Below are 15,502 nucleotides of genomic sequence, written 5' to 3' on the forward strand. Positions count from 1 at the left end.
TAATAACTACTTATTAAATATCTTTCAACAGGTATGACATAACTGGTTGTTTAACATGTAAAACTAGTCTAAAATCTGTATAAAATACTTACTTATTCATTTCCATAAAAACTTTTTCAGGTGTAATAGGAAGTGTATTTACTCTAACCCCAACACCATTAAAAACAGCTTCTTGTATTGCTGGTAAAGGTGTATTTATAACAACCTCTCCAACAGATTTAGCTCCAAAAGGTCCTGTTGGCTCATAGTTTTCAACAAAATCAACTTCCACATTTCCAATATCACATCTAGCTGGAATCTTATATTGCATAAATGTGTTTGTATCCATGTTACCTTTTTCTGTATATCTAACTTCTTCAAACATTGCCATTCCAATACCTTGAACAATTCCACCTTCAACCTGTATCTTTGCTAAGTTTTTATTTATAACTGTTCCACAGTCCACTATGGCTACATAATTTAATAAGTCAACTTTTCCAGTTTCTTTATCAATTTCAGTTTCTGCAAAACCAGCTATAAAAGGTGGTGGTGATACTGGACTACCATGAGATGCGAGACCTATTAATTGATTAGTATTTGGTCCAATTGTAGAGTCAACTGCTATGTCAAATAACGAAGTACTGCATTCTTTACTAGTTAATTTTATACCATCAAATTCTAATTCGTCTTTATCTACACCTAGTTTAGTTGCTCCAGCAGATATTATTTTATCCCTTAAATCCTGAGCTGCCTTAACTACTGCCATCCCAGTTACATAAGTGGTACTTGAAGCATATGAACCTGGGTCATATGGGACCAAATCTGTATCTGCTGATATAACTGTTATATTTTCAATACTTGCCTCAAGAATTTCAGCAGCCATTTGAGCTAGAATTGTGTCACTTCCTGTACCCATATCAGTAGAACCTATCATAAGTGTATAGTCTCCACAGTCATTTAGTTTTATTTCAGCTGAAGATTTATCAAGCCCTTGTATACCAGAACCCTGCATAGTAATTGCCATACCCACACTTCTAACTTTTCCATTTTCAAGATGCTTACAAGGATATTTTTCATCCCATCCGATAAGTTCTTTCCCTTTATTTATACATTTTACTAAGTCTACACTATTTAAAGTTTTTCCATATGCAAAGGTAGTTTCACCTTGTGTTACTACATTTTTTAATCTCAAGTCCGTTGGGTCCATTTTTAATTTGTCAGCTAACATGTTTATAGTTGATTCAACAGCGAAACAGCCTTGAGAAGCTCCATACCCTCTAAGTGCACCTGCTGGCATTTTATTAGTATAAACTACATCTGCGATAAATCTTGTTGCCTCAACCTTATTATACATTGGTAAAGTCTTTTCCCCAACTAAGCCAATAGTTGTAGAAGCATGTTCTCCATATGCTCCTGTATCTGAAAGTGCATTTATATCGATAGCCTTTATTATTCCATCATTAGTAGCACCTAGTCGAACTTTTAGTTTCATTGCATGTCTACTAGTCGAACAATTAAAAGTTTCTTTTCTATCATATATTATTTTAGCTGGCTTACCTGTTTTTAAAGTTACAATAGCTGAAAAAATCTCAACACAAGCAGTTTGTTTACCACCAAAGCCACCACCAATTCTAGGTTTTATAACTCTAATTTTACTAGCTGGTAGTTCTAATGCACGGGATAGATGTCTTTTAACATGAAATGGTATTTGAGTTGAACTTACTACAACTAGTCTTCCAGCATGATCTAAATAGTTATATGATCTATACGTCTCCATCATTGCATGGGCTTGAGCTTGAGTATAATATGTTTCTTCAATCACTATGTCACAATTACTTAATACTTCTTCTATATCACCTTTTGTATAGTCATGATGTGACACTATATTCTTTTCTCTCTGCATACCTATTTCAAAATTACAATGTCTATCTTCATCATGTACTATAGTTTTATTTCCGATTGCCTCTTCAAAATTCAAAACAGGTGTTAGTACTTCATAATTTACCTTTATAAGATTCATTGCTTTAACTGCACTTTTTTCATCTATAGCTGCAACTATAGCTACCTCATCACCAACATATCTCACAACATCTTCAAGAATTAGCCTATCATAAGGTGATGGCTCTGGATAGGTTTGACCAGCAAGTGTAAATCTAGATTTTGGTACATCTTTATATGTTAAAATACATTCAACACCATCAACCATTTCTGCCTTTGATGTATCTATATCTTTTATCTTTGCATAAGCATAAGGGCTTCTAAGTATCTTTACTATTAAAGCATCTTTTGCTGCTAAATCATCAGTATATACAGGTTTTCCTGTTGTTATACTCATTCCATCTATTTTTTCAATTCCTTTTCCAACTATATTCATATTCTACTTTACCTCCAGATAAGTTTTGATAGCTCTTAACTGTCCCATATATCCTGTACATCTACATAAATTTCCTGTTAAATAATGTTTTATTTCTTCGTCTGTAGGGTTCTTAAGCTCATCTTTCATTGCAAGTACAGTAAGTATAAAACCAGGAGAGCAGAAACCACATTGTTCAGCTCCTTCTTTTACCAAAACTTCACTAAATTCTTTAACTTCATTTTCTAAACCTTCAATTGTAGTTATCTCTTTATTTAAAACTCTCAAGGTTAATGTCGCACAAGATAATGTAGGTTTCTTATCTATTAAAACTGTACAGAGACCACAACAACCTGTATCACAACCCCTTTTTACACTTAAATTGCCAACTTTTCTTAAGGTATCAACCAAATATTCTTCTGGCTCTATATCAATATTTTTCATTTTTCCATTTATATTAAGCTTTACTAACATTAAATAACCTCCATTATAGCTCTTTTTAAAAGTACTTTACTCATAGCTTTTCTATAGTCTTTAGATGCTCTCATATTAGAACCAAATGTTAATTCCTCTGAAGCTATTTCTATTGCCCTATCTATATTAGCTTCATTAATTTCATTATTAGATAAAAATTCACTAGCTTTTTTTGCAATCATAGCTTTTTGAGGTCTTGCTCCTACACACAACTTAAACTTCTTACCATCTTTTGAAACAGACACATTCAAAATAGGGTAATCACTTTTTGCATTTCTCAATGACTTATAAGAGGCTTTTTTATTTTCCTTCTTTATATACACCTTAGTCAATAAGTCCTTCCCATAATCTCTATCTAAAAACTCTTCAAGGCTAATTCTCCCACCCTTATATAACTCTACTTCTGTATCTAATGAAAGCAATGCCACTATCAAATCAGAAAACCCATATTTAGAAAATACTGTTGCACCAACTGTTACTACATTTCTAAACTGAATTCCTATTATATCTTTAACTGAATCTTCTATTATTTTGCCAAAATTATCTTTTATTATTGAACTTGTTTCCAATGTTCTAAAAGTAGTCATAGAACCAATTTCAACATACTCTTTATCTTCTTTTATATAATCTAGGTTTAGGTTAGATAACTCTATTCCTGTTCCTATTCTTTTTTTCCCCATTCTTAAAAAAGCACTTCCACCAATTACTTGATTAGTTTTTCTTTTATTTAAAATTGAGTACGCCTCTTCCACTGTATCTGGTTGTACAATATCTATAACCGTAAACATAAATTTCCTCCCTTATTCGCTATTCTTATTTTAAATACAACTAATTATATCACAGCTTCAACAAATTTTGATAATAAATATATGCAATATGTAAATTATGTAAATTCATTTTTACATAAAAAATAGCTACTTCAATAATTATCACTAGATAACCTTAAAATAGCCATTATTATGTATCCTTTAAAGTGAAAAACTAAAAAGTTGATACCTTTTCGCTTATATTTATCACTTCTTCTTCTAATAATCCAAGTTTTTTAGCTACCAATTTTGTAGTGCTTCCTTGTATTACTAATGTAATTAATATAGACATAAATACTACTGATGAAATTACTTCATATCCAGGAACTTTCATTGCTGAAATAATACCACAAAGTGCAGCTGGGATTACACCAGTTTCTCTTACCCACATCATGAACAATATTTCATTTTTACTCCATTTTGCTTCTCTGTCTGCAAGTGCACATACTAAGACACAAATTGGTCTTGCTATAAACATTAATACTAGCACTGCAATTACAGATGGTACAAAATATTTACCTAACTGAGCCAAATTAACTTGACTACCTAATATTATGAATATCGCCATACGACAAATAGTTCCTAAAGTCTCAGCAACATAAAAATCTGCATCATAAGATTTTTGGCTTAACCATATTTTAAAGTTTTTCTTGTTACCAGTTATTATACCTACAATAAAGCAAGACATATATCCACTTCCGCCTAATTTTGTAGATAATTCATATGCAACCACAACTGAAATAACAGATATTATTGGTGCAAAATCTTTAAATATACCATATGGCTTATCATTAACCAATTTCAAAAGCAGTATTCCTGTAATTAGACCAACTACAATTCCTACAACAACCATTGTACCTAATTCATAAATATTGGCACTTAAGGAAAACTTATTTGATAAAATTACAGCTAACACTGCTGATGTTAATATAGCTCCTGTTGCATCATTAAAAGCTGATTCACTTATTACAGTTTGTTTTACTCTATCCTTTATCTTTACTTGATTAAATATAGGTACAAGAGTAGCAGGGTCTGTTGATGCTATTATAGTTCCTGCTAATAAAGCAGTCATTGCACTTACTCCAAAAGTAAATCCTATTACTTGTTGCATTATAAAAGCAGATATCACTACTCCTACAGTAGCTAGTAAAAATACAGATATCTTTACATTTCTCAAAACCTTTAAACTTATTTCTTTTCCACCTAAATATAATATAAATGCAGAACCAAATGTAAGTATCAGCTGATTCTCTATTTGGAATCCACGAATATCTATAAATTTCAAAAATGATGGTCCTATTAAAATACCTACAAGTAAAAATAATACAACATCTGGAACTTTTACGATTTCGCTAAGTTTGCTGCAAATTATTCCAGTTATACTCACAATAGCAAAAATTATCAATAAATTATTGCTGGCAATTGTATGTATAGATGATTCCATGTCAGTCTCTCCTCCTAATATGCATGTATACAACATATTCATTTATTCATTTTACTATACAATTATAGCACAGAAATAAATGTTATCAATCATATTTTTTATCACTTGCAACTTTACCTTCATTTTTGACAATTAAATAACGCTCATATAATTTTATCTTTTTTTTCTTGCCAAGAAAAGGTTGATTTTGTCAAGTTTTATGCATCTATAAAATAACGTTGTCCCCCATACAGGTGCATTTTAGACGATTTTCGACTTTTTTTATCATTAAAATAAGTTTAAATTTAACAATAAAACATCTCATTATATTATTTTTTTAAAACACACCATTTTCAACTACTTCATTAACTTGGACGATTGATTTTTTTCTTATCTATTCTATCTCCAAGCATACTACCTATATTTTTATTTGGATATAGTTCTTCAGCAATTTCGATTTTATTATCACTATTTTTTTTAATATTAGAATTACTCATTTGTTTTTCATTTTCTTTATTTTGTTTCATATTTTCTCCTTTTCTAAATAATATAGAGTTTGTATTTATTACTTATTATTTCAAATTTCTATAATTTTAATCAAAAAAGGGAAATATCTCAATACAATACAGCTTATTTTAGCAGTATATTTATATTTAGAATTTCCCTAATAATAATTTTATCGATTAAATTTTACAAACTAAGTAATTTATATTTCTTTTTATTTTCTAATAATTAAACTTTTTCAATAACTTCTCCTAAACTAGAATTACTTTTGTTATCATGTTTCCAGTTATTCAATGTATAATGTGTTCTGAATGTAAACAATCCTGAAATTATTAATAACATATAATATACAAATCCACTATACAAAAGCACTGAATATCCCAATAATTCTTTTGGAATTATGTTTGAGAACATGGTAAAAAATGTAACTTCATTTGCTCCAACATTTCCTGGTGTTGGAACTGGTGATATTGCCATGTATAAAAATACTTGCAATGTCATTATATGTATATATGATACTCCTTTTAAATTTGAAGCTTTATATACACAATAAACTATACTAAAGTATGCTATAAGTTGTAGTGCAGTAAGCAATATGCTTAAAAATAAAATCCTTACATTTTTGATAAATATTTTTATAGAATAATTGTAGTCATCAATATAATGATTTATTCTATCTCTTTTTAAATCTAAAAACTTAAATGCTTTAAATTTAGATAAAAAATTAATCAAAACCTCTGCTATCATTTTTACTTGCTTAGGACTAAATACTATTAAGAGTCCTCCTAATAGCATGCTTACATTCATGGTCATCCCAGCGGCGATTAAAACTCTAACTGAATGCACTTGTTCCATTAATAATGACTTATTCAATAAAATTAAAATTCCACAAAATATAGTAACTGTACTTTGAAATACAACTGTCTTATTAGTAACTATGGCTACAGATTTACTGAGACTAACATCATACTTTGTAAGTGCATATATTTGCATTGGCTGACTCCCAGATGCAAAGGGAGTAACTAAATTATAATAAAATCCCATTGTAGCCATTTTGATACCTATAAATTTTACTTTTGTTTTTTGAACTGCATTTATTATCAAATGTGTCACAATAGATTCAATTATCATATATATTAACATTATTAGTATGCCAAGAAATATATAGGTTTTATTTACTAGACTTATAATTTTAGGTATTAGTTTTACATCTAAAGTGGTTGATACTAAATAAGTAGTAATACATATCAAAAATATCAGAAATCCATATTGAATAAAATCTTTCTCTTTTTTGGATAATTTTCTCATTTATTTTCTCCTAAATTTTTTCATATCACTATACAATAGTATACTACTTAGCATATTCTTTGCAATACTTTAAAAAATAAGTCTATTTTTAACACAAATATATCTATAAATTTTTAAATATTTTTACTCCTTTAGTGGAAATAATTCTCCATAGCATAAAGTCTAATATAAGTGTAAGCACACTTGCTAAAATCAAATATATATTTAGAAATGAAACTTTCAATAACATATATGTGCCTCCAAGTATAACTATATAAATTAATGATACTAATATTGTAACTATCATACTTGCACTTCTTTTTACTACCGCCACTTCATTTTTCCAATCAAGGTTTGGATAAAGTAAATTTGATAACAATCCCATTAAAGCTACAAACATTGACATAGTTACAATCAAGCAACTTGCTACCATCACGAACTGAATTTCAAAGTTTAGTTTTATAGACACTAATATTAGACATAAAACAGATAATGGTGCATTTAATAAAAAATTCATCAATATTTTTGACCAAAATATCTCCCTTTCATCTATTGGAGAAGACTTTAGTATCCATAGATTCTTTCCTTCAAAAGAAATTGAACAATATGTTGTGCAGTTCATTACTATTATAAATAGAAACGCACCTAATAACTGTATTTTTATAATACTAAAATCTATATTCATTTTTAGTAACTCACCTATTTTATCAGCTCCAAATGCCAACACACCGATTGTAGCCACTATTAAAAATAACAGACCAATAGATGAATTCAAAAAGTAAATAAATGAAGAAGTATATCTTCTAAATTCTTTTTTCAATAGAGCCTTTGAGGGTGTTGAAATTTTTTGACTTTTAAATTTATAGTTTTTAGTCTTATAACTTTCACCCATTCTAGCATTTATCTTTGTAAATCCTTTTGCAAACAGAGTCACAAAGATAAAGAATGGTATTAATGATGTTGCCATAAACATTAAAAATGAAACTATACTTCCAGTTTTAAGAGCATCAACAAAATAGTATATAGGTGGATATATTTTATTAATTGTTTCTGAAATAGATGCACTATTTTTTAATAACTCAACTGATATAGAGTTTAGTTTTGACATAAGTACAATATAAGCCAAAATTAATATTACATTACCTATGATTAACACTAAATTTTTATATTTTAGCTTTGATGATAACTGTCCTATAAATAAGAAAATTATTGATGAAACAACTATTGGTAGTAATGGCAGAGCCAAAAATAATAATATTAAGTAAGGAAAATAGGTTATACTTACATTGGCATTAAAAAAATAAACTACTGCTGGTATAATCATACACACTGAAGAAAACAAATAATTAGTTCCAACTAACATTAATATTTTACTAGCCAATATAGTAGATTCTTTTATTGGCAAACTAGTTAATAACTCTAAATCCTTCGCTTGAAATAGATATGATGAAGTTTTATATAATGATGTAACAATTGCCATTACTGTTGATAATCCAAAGCCAAACACAAGCAACATTTCCATTTGATTTATTTGTTTTAAAATATCAACTAGAGAAAGGCTTAAACTTGTTACATAAAATATTAATAGCCCTACTACAACAACTATTGAAAACATCATTCCTATTATTTTTTGTTTTTCTTTGCTGTCTATATTTTTTAAAGCATTCAATTTAAACTCATTTATTATATTAGTTTTTATTAATATACTTAGATTACTCATAATTTATCATACCTCACTTTAGACATTATATTCTGTAAAAATAGCATTTTATTTTTCTATTAATTCCATAAAAATATTTTCAAGAGAATTGTTTCCTTTCACTTCTTCAGTAGTTCCATAAGCAATTATATTTCCATCTTTTATTATGGCAATCTTATCACAGATTTTTTCAGCAACTTCTAATACATGCGTTGAGAAAAATATACAACCATCTTTTTTACAAAACTCCTTCATGATTTCCTTTAATATAAAGGAAGCTTTTGGGTCAAGACCTACAAAAGGTTCATCAAGAATTAGAATTTTAGGATTATGGATTAAAGCTGAAATTATAGCTAGTTTTTGTTTCATTCCATGTGAATACGAAGATATTAAATCTCCTAATGCCCTATTAATTTCAAATTTATTTGAATAGTATTTTATTAATTCCTCTCTTTCATTTTTATCTACCTCAAATATATCTGCTATAAAATTAAGGTATTGTATTCCAGTTAGATCTTCATATAAATCTGGATTATCAGGAATATACGCCATTTCCTTTTTGCACTCAACAGATTGTTTTTTTATAGATTTAGAGTTTATAAGTATTTCTCCTCCCTCAAAATCATGTATCCCAACAATTGCTTTAATAGTAGTAGTTTTTCCTGCACCATTATGACCTATAAAGCCAAAAATCTCTCCATCATTTACCTCAAATGAAATATTATTTACTACCTTTTTATTTTTATATGATTTAGATACATTACTTATCTTTAACATAATTTCCCTCCATGTTATATATTATAGTTTTAATACTTGTTATATATAATATATAACAAGTATTAAACAATTGCAACTACAATTTGCTAAATTTTTAAATTTAAGTATTAGACAATTGTAAAAATACTGAACTCAATATAAATATACAAAAAACATCTATATTTACTTCTAAATTGCACATAATTATAAAATAATGTATAGTTCGATTTGACTAAACAATGTATAATAAGAAATAGTTAACTACAATAATATAAGTTTTTAATAGAAGGAGCAAAAGATGAACACATTTGAACAATTAAAGATAAGTTCTACTCTAATAAATGGACTTAAAAAACAAGACATAACTTCTCCAACAGAAGTTCAGTCACTTGTTATAGAAAATATAATGCAAAATAAAGATTTATTAATCAACTCACAAACTGGAACAGGAAAAACACTTGCATATGTTTTACCTATATTTGAAAGAATTGATACATCAAAAAGAGAAACTCAGGCTCTTATACTTGCACCAACACATGAATTAGTAATGCAAATTACAAATCAAATTGAATTATTAGCAAAAAACTCAGAAACTCCTTTGACTTCACTATCCTTAATTGGAGAAGTTAATATACAAAAACAAATAAAAAATATAAAGGCTATAAAACCACATATAGTAATAGGAACTTGTGGAAGAGTTTTAGACTTAATAAAGCAGAAGAAGTTAAAATCACACAACATAAAAACTATCGTTTTAGATGAAGTGGACAATTTGTTGAATGGTAAAAACATAACTTGTGTAGAAGACATAATAAAAACTACATTAAGAGATAGACAAATCATAGGTTGTTCTGCAAGTCTTACAGATAGTACTATAAAAATTTGTGATAAATTTATGAAAGAATTTGAATTAATAAAAACAAAAGAAAAGTCACAGATAAATCCTAATATAAATCATACATATATGTTAGGGGAAATAAGAGATAAATTTAATTTTCTTAGAAAAACATTAGCTGCTACAAACCCAAAAAGAGCTATTGTATTTGTAAACAATGAAAAAAACATAGATGTTATAGTATCAAAATTAAACTATCATAATTATAAAGCAATTGGAATATTTGGAAATATGCCAAAAGAGGATAGAAAAAATGCAATAAATAAATTTAAACTTGGAAAAGCAAAAATTTTAGTTACAACAGATTTATCTGCTCGTGGACTTGATATAGTAGATATAAGCCATGTTTTTAATTTAGATTTTCCAAATAGTAAAAATGAATATCTGCATAGATGTGGTAGAACTGCTAGAGGAAACCGAAGTGGAGATACTATTTCAATAATAACAAAAAAAGAATTAGATATTATAAAAGAATTGCAAAAAGAATTTAATATAACAATTGTGCCTAAAACCTTAGAAAAGGGAAAATTAGTAGATATATCTAAGTAATACAAAAAAATAAGAACTGTAACTTCTTCTCAAAATAGATTAGAAATTACAGTTCTTTATTTTATTGAATTAAATTTTTAAACAATATCTATTATAATAGCCAAAGTTTTATTATAAATAATATAGCAAGAACAATCATTACTACTGAAACATGTTTCTTATCTTCAGCCTTTTTAGCTCCAAATATGTTGTAAAATACATTTACAAAAACATAAGTTAATATACCTAGAGTTAAACCATCACCTATACTATAAGTTAATGCCATACAAGCAATAGTAACGAAAGCTGGAACACCTTCAGTTATATTGTCAAACTCAATATCTTTAACTGTACCAAGCATCAAGTACCCAACATAAATTAAAGCTGGTGCTGTAGCACATGATGGAATTGCTATAAATACAGGAGAGAAAAACATTGCAACTAAGAATAAAACACCAACTGTTACTGCTGTCCATCCAGTTCTACCACCTGCAATAACTCCTGTTGAACTCTCAACATAAGTTGTAACTGTAGATACTCCAAGCCCTGCACCTACTGTAGTTGCAACTGCATCTGTAAGCAAAGCTCTACCTACATTAGGAACATTTCCTTTTTCATCTAGCATATTTGCTTTAGAGCAAACCCCTACTAATGTACCTACTGTATCAAAGAAATCAACAAATAAGAATGTACAAACTATTACAAAGAAACCACCTATATTTGTTGGATGTAATACATATCCTAAATCTATTTTACCTGCTATCGGTGCTAAACTTTCAAACTTGAATATTCCACTAGGTAAGTATATACCTAATTTTTGTGCATATTCTGGATTCATAAATGCAAATCCCCAAGCAAGTAATGAACTTACTACTATTCCAAAAAGGATAGAACCTTTAACTCTTTTTTTATCTAATACTGCTACAATTATTAATCCTATGCAAGCTATTATTACTGCTGGAGTAAATTTCCCCATCTTTATAAGAGTAGCTTGATCTCCAATTACGATTCCACAATTAACTAAACCTATAAGTGCAATAAATATACCTATACCACCTGTAACAGCAAGCTTCATATTCTTTGGTATTGCATTTACAACAGCTTCACGAACTCCACTTACTGATAATATTATAAAAATGATACCTTCTACAAATACCGCTGTAAGAGCTACTTCCCAAGGAACCCCCATTTGTAAGACTACTGTGTATGCAAAAAATGCATTAAGACCCATACCTGATGCTAAAGCAAAAGGAAGATTTGCAACCATTCCCATTAAAATACATCCAAATGCTGCTGCTAGACATGTCCCTGTAACAAGAGCACCTGCTGGCATCCCTGTTGCTGATAAAATGTTTGGATTTACAGCTATTATATAAGCCATAGTTAAAAAAGTAGTTACACCAGCAATTACTTCTTTCTTCATGTCGACATTTTTATTAGTCAAAATTGGAAAAAGTTTCTGCATGGTACTACTGTTTGTTGTTTGCATAACAACACCTCCTATTAAATTTTACAAAAAAACGACGCAGTAACTAATAAGCTGAGTCGTATCCTTCATAATTTAGTTAAATAAATATTTATTTAACTAAATAATAGTATACATAGTCAGAATATTTACGGTATTCCGGTAGAAACTTATGACCCGTATTGTCAAAATTATATGTTATACAATATAAAACATGAATTTTTCTTTACGAATATTATTTTAATTTATATAGTTAATTTTGTCAATATATGCGTATATATTAGAATAAATTTGTATTAATATTCGATTATATTAAATGTTAATTTTCTATATCTACGTCATACTTATATTCTTTACATTTTTATAAAATATATGATTATTTAATACAATTTATTTATAGTACAGATATAAAGTTTATGTTAAGATTATATTATATTTATTATAGCAAATTGATAATTAATAATTTTTAAATTTGGAGGAATAAGGGTGAAAGATTTAACTACAGGTCATGAGGGAAAATCTATATTCTTTTTTGCTATGCCTATGCTTATTGGTAGTTTATTTCAACAACTATACAATACTGCTGATAGTATTATAGTTGGTAGATTTATTGGTAAAGAAGCTATGGCAGCAGTCTCAGGTGCTAACCCTATAATGTTTTTGCTTGTAGCAATGCTTATGGGTGTCAGTCTTGGTTTTTCTATTTTAATTTCACAGTTTTATGGTTCAGGAGATTTAAAAAAAGTAAAAGCTACTATTGATACTACATATATACTTTTATTTATTGGCTCTATATTGATAAGTGTTATTGGAATAGTATTTGGAGGTCCTATGCTTAAGCTTATGAATACTCCAGAATCAGTTTTTAATCAATCAAAACTGTATCTTACTATAATATTTGGTGGAATCTTATTTTCTGCTGGATATAATTCAGTAAGTGCAATACTTAGAGGACTTGGAGATTCAGTAACTCCACTTTATTTTTTAATAATAGCCACAATTTTAAATATAGTTTTAGATTTAACTTTTATTGTTGTCTTGAAAATGGGAGTTGAAGGTGTTGCACTTGCCACTATAATGGCTCAAGCAGTATCATTTATAATTAGCATAATATATTTAAATAAAAAACATGAAGTACTTAAATTTAAGATTAAAGGAATTGTATATGACAATAAAATATTTAAAGATGGTCTTAGATTAGGACTTCCAAGTGGAGTTCAACAGATGTTATTTTCAATTGGCAACATGGCTCTTCAATTTTTAGTTAATGGTTATGGTACATCTGCCATGGCAGCTTTTGGAGCTGGTCTTAGAATAGAAAACTTTATAAGCTTACCTATCATGAACCTTGGTTCTGCTGTTTCCACTTTTGTTGCTCAAAATATAGGTGCTGGAGAAAATGAAAGGGTTAGAAAAGGAATTCGTGAATCTATAAAAATGGCTTTAATTCTAGCAATTGTTGTCGTTGCCTTAATCTTATTATTTAGAGAAAACTTAATTTCTCTATTTAATACAGACAAAGATGTCATTAAAATTGGTTCTTCTTACTTATTTATAATAGGACCTTTTTTCTTATTTATTGGTACTTCCTTTGTACTTTCAAGTGCAATGAAAGGTGCTGGTGATTCTATGTTTGCTTTGATGAGTTCAGTCGTATCTTTATGGCTTGGAAGAATTCCTGCTTCTTATTTATTTTCTAGATTATTTGGAACAGATGGAATTTGGATGGGTATACCTTTTGGTTGGACTTTAGGTCTTATTGTTACAGTCATCTATTATAAAAAAGGTTATTGGAAAACTAAAGCTATTGTAAATCATAGAATTAATGAATAATCTTTTAATAAAATGTATTCACCTTCATTATGATATAATAAATTATGGAGGTGGATACAAAAAATGGATATTATTCTTAAACCAAAACAATTTTGCATGACTATTATGGTTACTATAATTCTTTACTTCTTTCTAAATTATAGTTTCAATATAAAATTTTCTATATGCTTATCGTTTTTAACTATCTTAATATGGGCTGTAGACTCTGTTGAAAAAACTGTAGTTGCACTAGTCTTTGTAATATTAGCTTTTATTTTTAATATTGCACCTTTGAAAGTCATTTTACAATTTTTATTTACAGAAAATTTTTATATAATAATCCTTGCTTACATAATTACTAATGCAGTTGCAAAGACAGGTGTTGCAAAAATTATTTCTGAAAAATTAATTTTAAATACTGTAGATACCCCTAAAAAAATGATTTTTTTATCATATATTTTAGGTGTATTATTAATATTTTTCATACCACAGCCATTTCCAAGAGTCATTCTTGTGTCAGCTTTTTATAAAGAATTTTTTAAAGAACAACACTTAGCTGATGATTCAAAATCTATACTTCTCTTTAGTATATTTACAGCATCTACATTTACATCAATGTTTTTTGTAAATGGAGATACTCTTTTAAACTATGTAGTCCTAGAACTTGGAAATTGTAATATAAACTGGGGGCAGTGGGCTTTTTATATGTCTGTTCCAACTATAATTACTTGTTTTATAACTTATTTTTTATTTATAATTGTTTTTAAAAAAGAATTATCTTTAATAAAATTTACTTCTTATGATAATCTTAATTCTAATAAATTTCAATTTTCATATTCTAATCTAAAAAAAGAATTTTGTTTATTAAGTGATGAACAAAAACATGTATTTTTATGTTTAGGAATAATGTTTTTTATGTTCTTAACTCAATTTATTCATAATTTAAATACACTAATTATAATGTCTATTTGTGTACTTCTTTTGTTGTTAAAAGGAATAATTGGTTTCAATACTTTAAAAGAAATAAATTGGAAAGTTCTCATTTTTTTTGTAGCAGCGTTTTCAATTGGAGGAGTACTAAAGTATTCTGGAGTTGTTGATATAATGGGAAACTATTTAATAAAATTAATTCCAAACTCTTCAAAAACTATTTCAATATTATTTTTAATAACCCTGACAATAATACTGAATATATGCCTTGGAAGTGCTGTCACTACATCCTCCGTGGTGATACCATTACTTGGAAGTTTACATATATTGAAAGAAAATAGTATTGTTCTTTGCCTATTTGTTTATATTGTAGTAAGTATACAATACATATTGCCTTTTCATCATGCAACAATAATGGTTGGACATGGTGAGAATCTATATAATAGTAAGGTTATTTTTAAGTATGGTTTGACTTTAATTCCTTTAACCTATTTTATAATAATCTGTATAACCTTCCCTTGGTGGAGATTTATAGGTCTAGAAGTTTAACAAAGATGAAAATATGAATTTTCTTTTTAATAATTTAGAACA

Annotated in this window: 12 protein-coding genes and 1 riboswitch; of the genes, 3 read left to right on the top strand and 9 right to left on the bottom strand. The window is 28.0% G+C overall.

The annotated features are described in order from the left end of the window. Window positions 1-88 precede the first annotated feature (88 nt). The 8 genes from IC219_RS03135 to IC219_RS03170 all read right to left on the bottom strand — a co-directional run bounded on the left by IC219_RS03135 (window position 89) and on the right by IC219_RS03170 (window position 9,302). A complete protein-coding gene (locus IC219_RS03135; protein ID WP_227830599.1) occupies window positions 89-2,353 on the bottom strand; it encodes a molybdopterin cofactor-binding domain-containing protein in 2,265 nt (754 codons plus the stop codon). A 3-nt stretch (window positions 2,354-2,356) separates the two neighbouring features. Next, window positions 2,357-2,806, bottom strand: coding sequence for a (2Fe-2S)-binding protein (locus IC219_RS03140; protein WP_227434748.1), 450 nt, complete (start codon window positions 2,804-2,806; stop codon window positions 2,357-2,359). Then, window positions 2,806-3,594 carry an FAD binding domain-containing protein gene (locus IC219_RS03145; protein ID WP_227482570.1) on the bottom strand — a complete coding sequence of 263 codons (789 nt, stop codon included), beginning with the start codon at window positions 3,592-3,594 and terminating at the stop codon, window positions 2,806-2,808. The genes IC219_RS03140 and IC219_RS03145 overlap by 1 nt, the downstream gene beginning before the upstream one ends. A gap of 193 nt (window positions 3,595-3,787) precedes the next feature. Beyond that, entirely contained in the window at window positions 3,788-5,056 is a 1,269-nt protein-coding gene (locus IC219_RS03150) for a cation:proton antiporter (protein WP_227434750.1), read from the bottom strand. Between the two features lie 344 nt (window positions 5,057-5,400). Beyond that, on the bottom strand, window positions 5,401-5,562 hold the full coding sequence (locus IC219_RS03155; protein ID WP_227434751.1) for a DNA polymerase III: 162 nt from the start codon (window positions 5,560-5,562) through the stop codon (window positions 5,401-5,403). Between the two features lie 205 nt (window positions 5,563-5,767). After that, window positions 5,768-6,847: a lysylphosphatidylglycerol synthase transmembrane domain-containing protein gene (locus tag IC219_RS03160; RefSeq protein ID WP_227434752.1), complete on the bottom strand. Its 1,080-nt coding sequence runs from the start codon at window positions 6,845-6,847 to the stop codon at window positions 5,768-5,770. 103 nt (window positions 6,848-6,950) lie between these two features. After that, window positions 6,951-8,546, bottom strand: a complete 1,596-nt coding sequence (locus IC219_RS03165; protein WP_227434753.1) for a putative ABC transporter permease subunit — start codon at window positions 8,544-8,546, stop codon at window positions 6,951-6,953. A gap of 48 nt (window positions 8,547-8,594) precedes the next feature. Then, a complete protein-coding gene (locus tag IC219_RS03170; RefSeq protein WP_227434754.1) occupies window positions 8,595-9,302 on the bottom strand; it encodes an ABC transporter ATP-binding protein in 708 nt (235 codons plus the stop codon). A 277-nt stretch (window positions 9,303-9,579) separates the two neighbouring features. Between IC219_RS03170 and IC219_RS03175 the strand changes: the two genes are divergently transcribed. Beyond that, the gene (locus IC219_RS03175) at window positions 9,580-10,725 is read left to right on the top strand and encodes a DEAD/DEAH box helicase (RefSeq protein WP_227434755.1); all 1,146 of its coding nucleotides are present in this window, start codon (window positions 9,580-9,582) and stop codon (window positions 10,723-10,725) included. Window positions 10,726-10,816: 91 nt separating this feature from the next. On the opposite strand, the gene IC219_RS03180 is transcribed toward IC219_RS03175, so the two are convergent. Next, complete coding sequence (locus IC219_RS03180) at window positions 10,817-12,193, bottom strand: NCS2 family permease (protein WP_227434756.1); 1,377 nt, start codon at window positions 12,191-12,193, stop codon at window positions 10,817-10,819. Window positions 12,194-12,286: 93 nt separating this feature from the next. Continuing rightward, window positions 12,287-12,389, bottom strand: a riboswitch (purine riboswitch). A gap of 266 nt (window positions 12,390-12,655) precedes the next feature. Here IC219_RS03180 and IC219_RS03185 point away from each other — a divergent pair. Further along, window positions 12,656-14,002, top strand: coding sequence for an MATE family efflux transporter (locus IC219_RS03185; protein ID WP_227434757.1), 1,347 nt, complete (start codon window positions 12,656-12,658; stop codon window positions 14,000-14,002). 63 nt (window positions 14,003-14,065) lie between these two features. After that, window positions 14,066-15,460, top strand: a complete 1,395-nt coding sequence (locus tag IC219_RS03190; RefSeq protein ID WP_227434758.1) for an SLC13 family permease — start codon at window positions 14,066-14,068, stop codon at window positions 15,458-15,460. Window positions 15,461-15,502 lie beyond the last annotated feature (42 nt).

The sequence above is a fragment of the Clostridioides sp. ES-W-0018-02 genome (assembly GCF_020658175.1).
GTDB lineage: Bacteria > Bacillota > Clostridia > Peptostreptococcales > Peptostreptococcaceae > Clostridioides.

Excerpts from the sequence above, each read along its gene's own strand:
- IC219_RS03150 (WP_227434750.1), bottom strand. The coding sequence starts at position 5,056 with ATGGAATCATCTATACATACAATTGCCAGCAATAATTTATTGATAATT.
- IC219_RS03160 (WP_227434752.1), bottom strand. The coding sequence starts at position 6,847 with ATGAGAAAATTATCCAAAAAAGAGAAAGATTTTATTCAATATGGATTT.
- IC219_RS03155 (WP_227434751.1), bottom strand. The coding sequence starts at position 5,562 with ATGAAACAAAATAAAGAAAATGAAAAACAAATGAGTAATTCTAATATT.
- IC219_RS03180 (WP_227434756.1), bottom strand. The coding sequence starts at position 12,193 with ATGCAAACAACAAACAGTAGTACCATGCAGAAACTTTTTCCAATTTTG.
- IC219_RS03170 (WP_227434754.1), bottom strand. The coding sequence starts at position 9,302 with ATGTTAAAGATAAGTAATGTATCTAAATCATATAAAAATAAAAAGGTA.
- IC219_RS03165 (WP_227434753.1), bottom strand. The coding sequence starts at position 8,546 with ATGAGTAATCTAAGTATATTAATAAAAACTAATATAATAAATGAGTTT.
- IC219_RS03135 (WP_227830599.1), bottom strand. The coding sequence starts at position 2,353 with ATGAATATAGTTGGAAAAGGAATTGAAAAAATAGATGGAATGAGTATA.
- IC219_RS03145 (WP_227482570.1), bottom strand. The coding sequence starts at position 3,594 with ATGTTTACGGTTATAGATATTGTACAACCAGATACAGTGGAAGAGGCG.
- IC219_RS03190 (WP_227434758.1), top strand. The coding sequence starts at position 14,066 with ATGGATATTATTCTTAAACCAAAACAATTTTGCATGACTATTATGGTT.
- IC219_RS03140 (WP_227434748.1), bottom strand. The coding sequence starts at position 2,806 with ATGTTAGTAAAGCTTAATATAAATGGAAAAATGAAAAATATTGATATA.
- IC219_RS03175 (WP_227434755.1), top strand. The coding sequence starts at position 9,580 with ATGAACACATTTGAACAATTAAAGATAAGTTCTACTCTAATAAATGGA.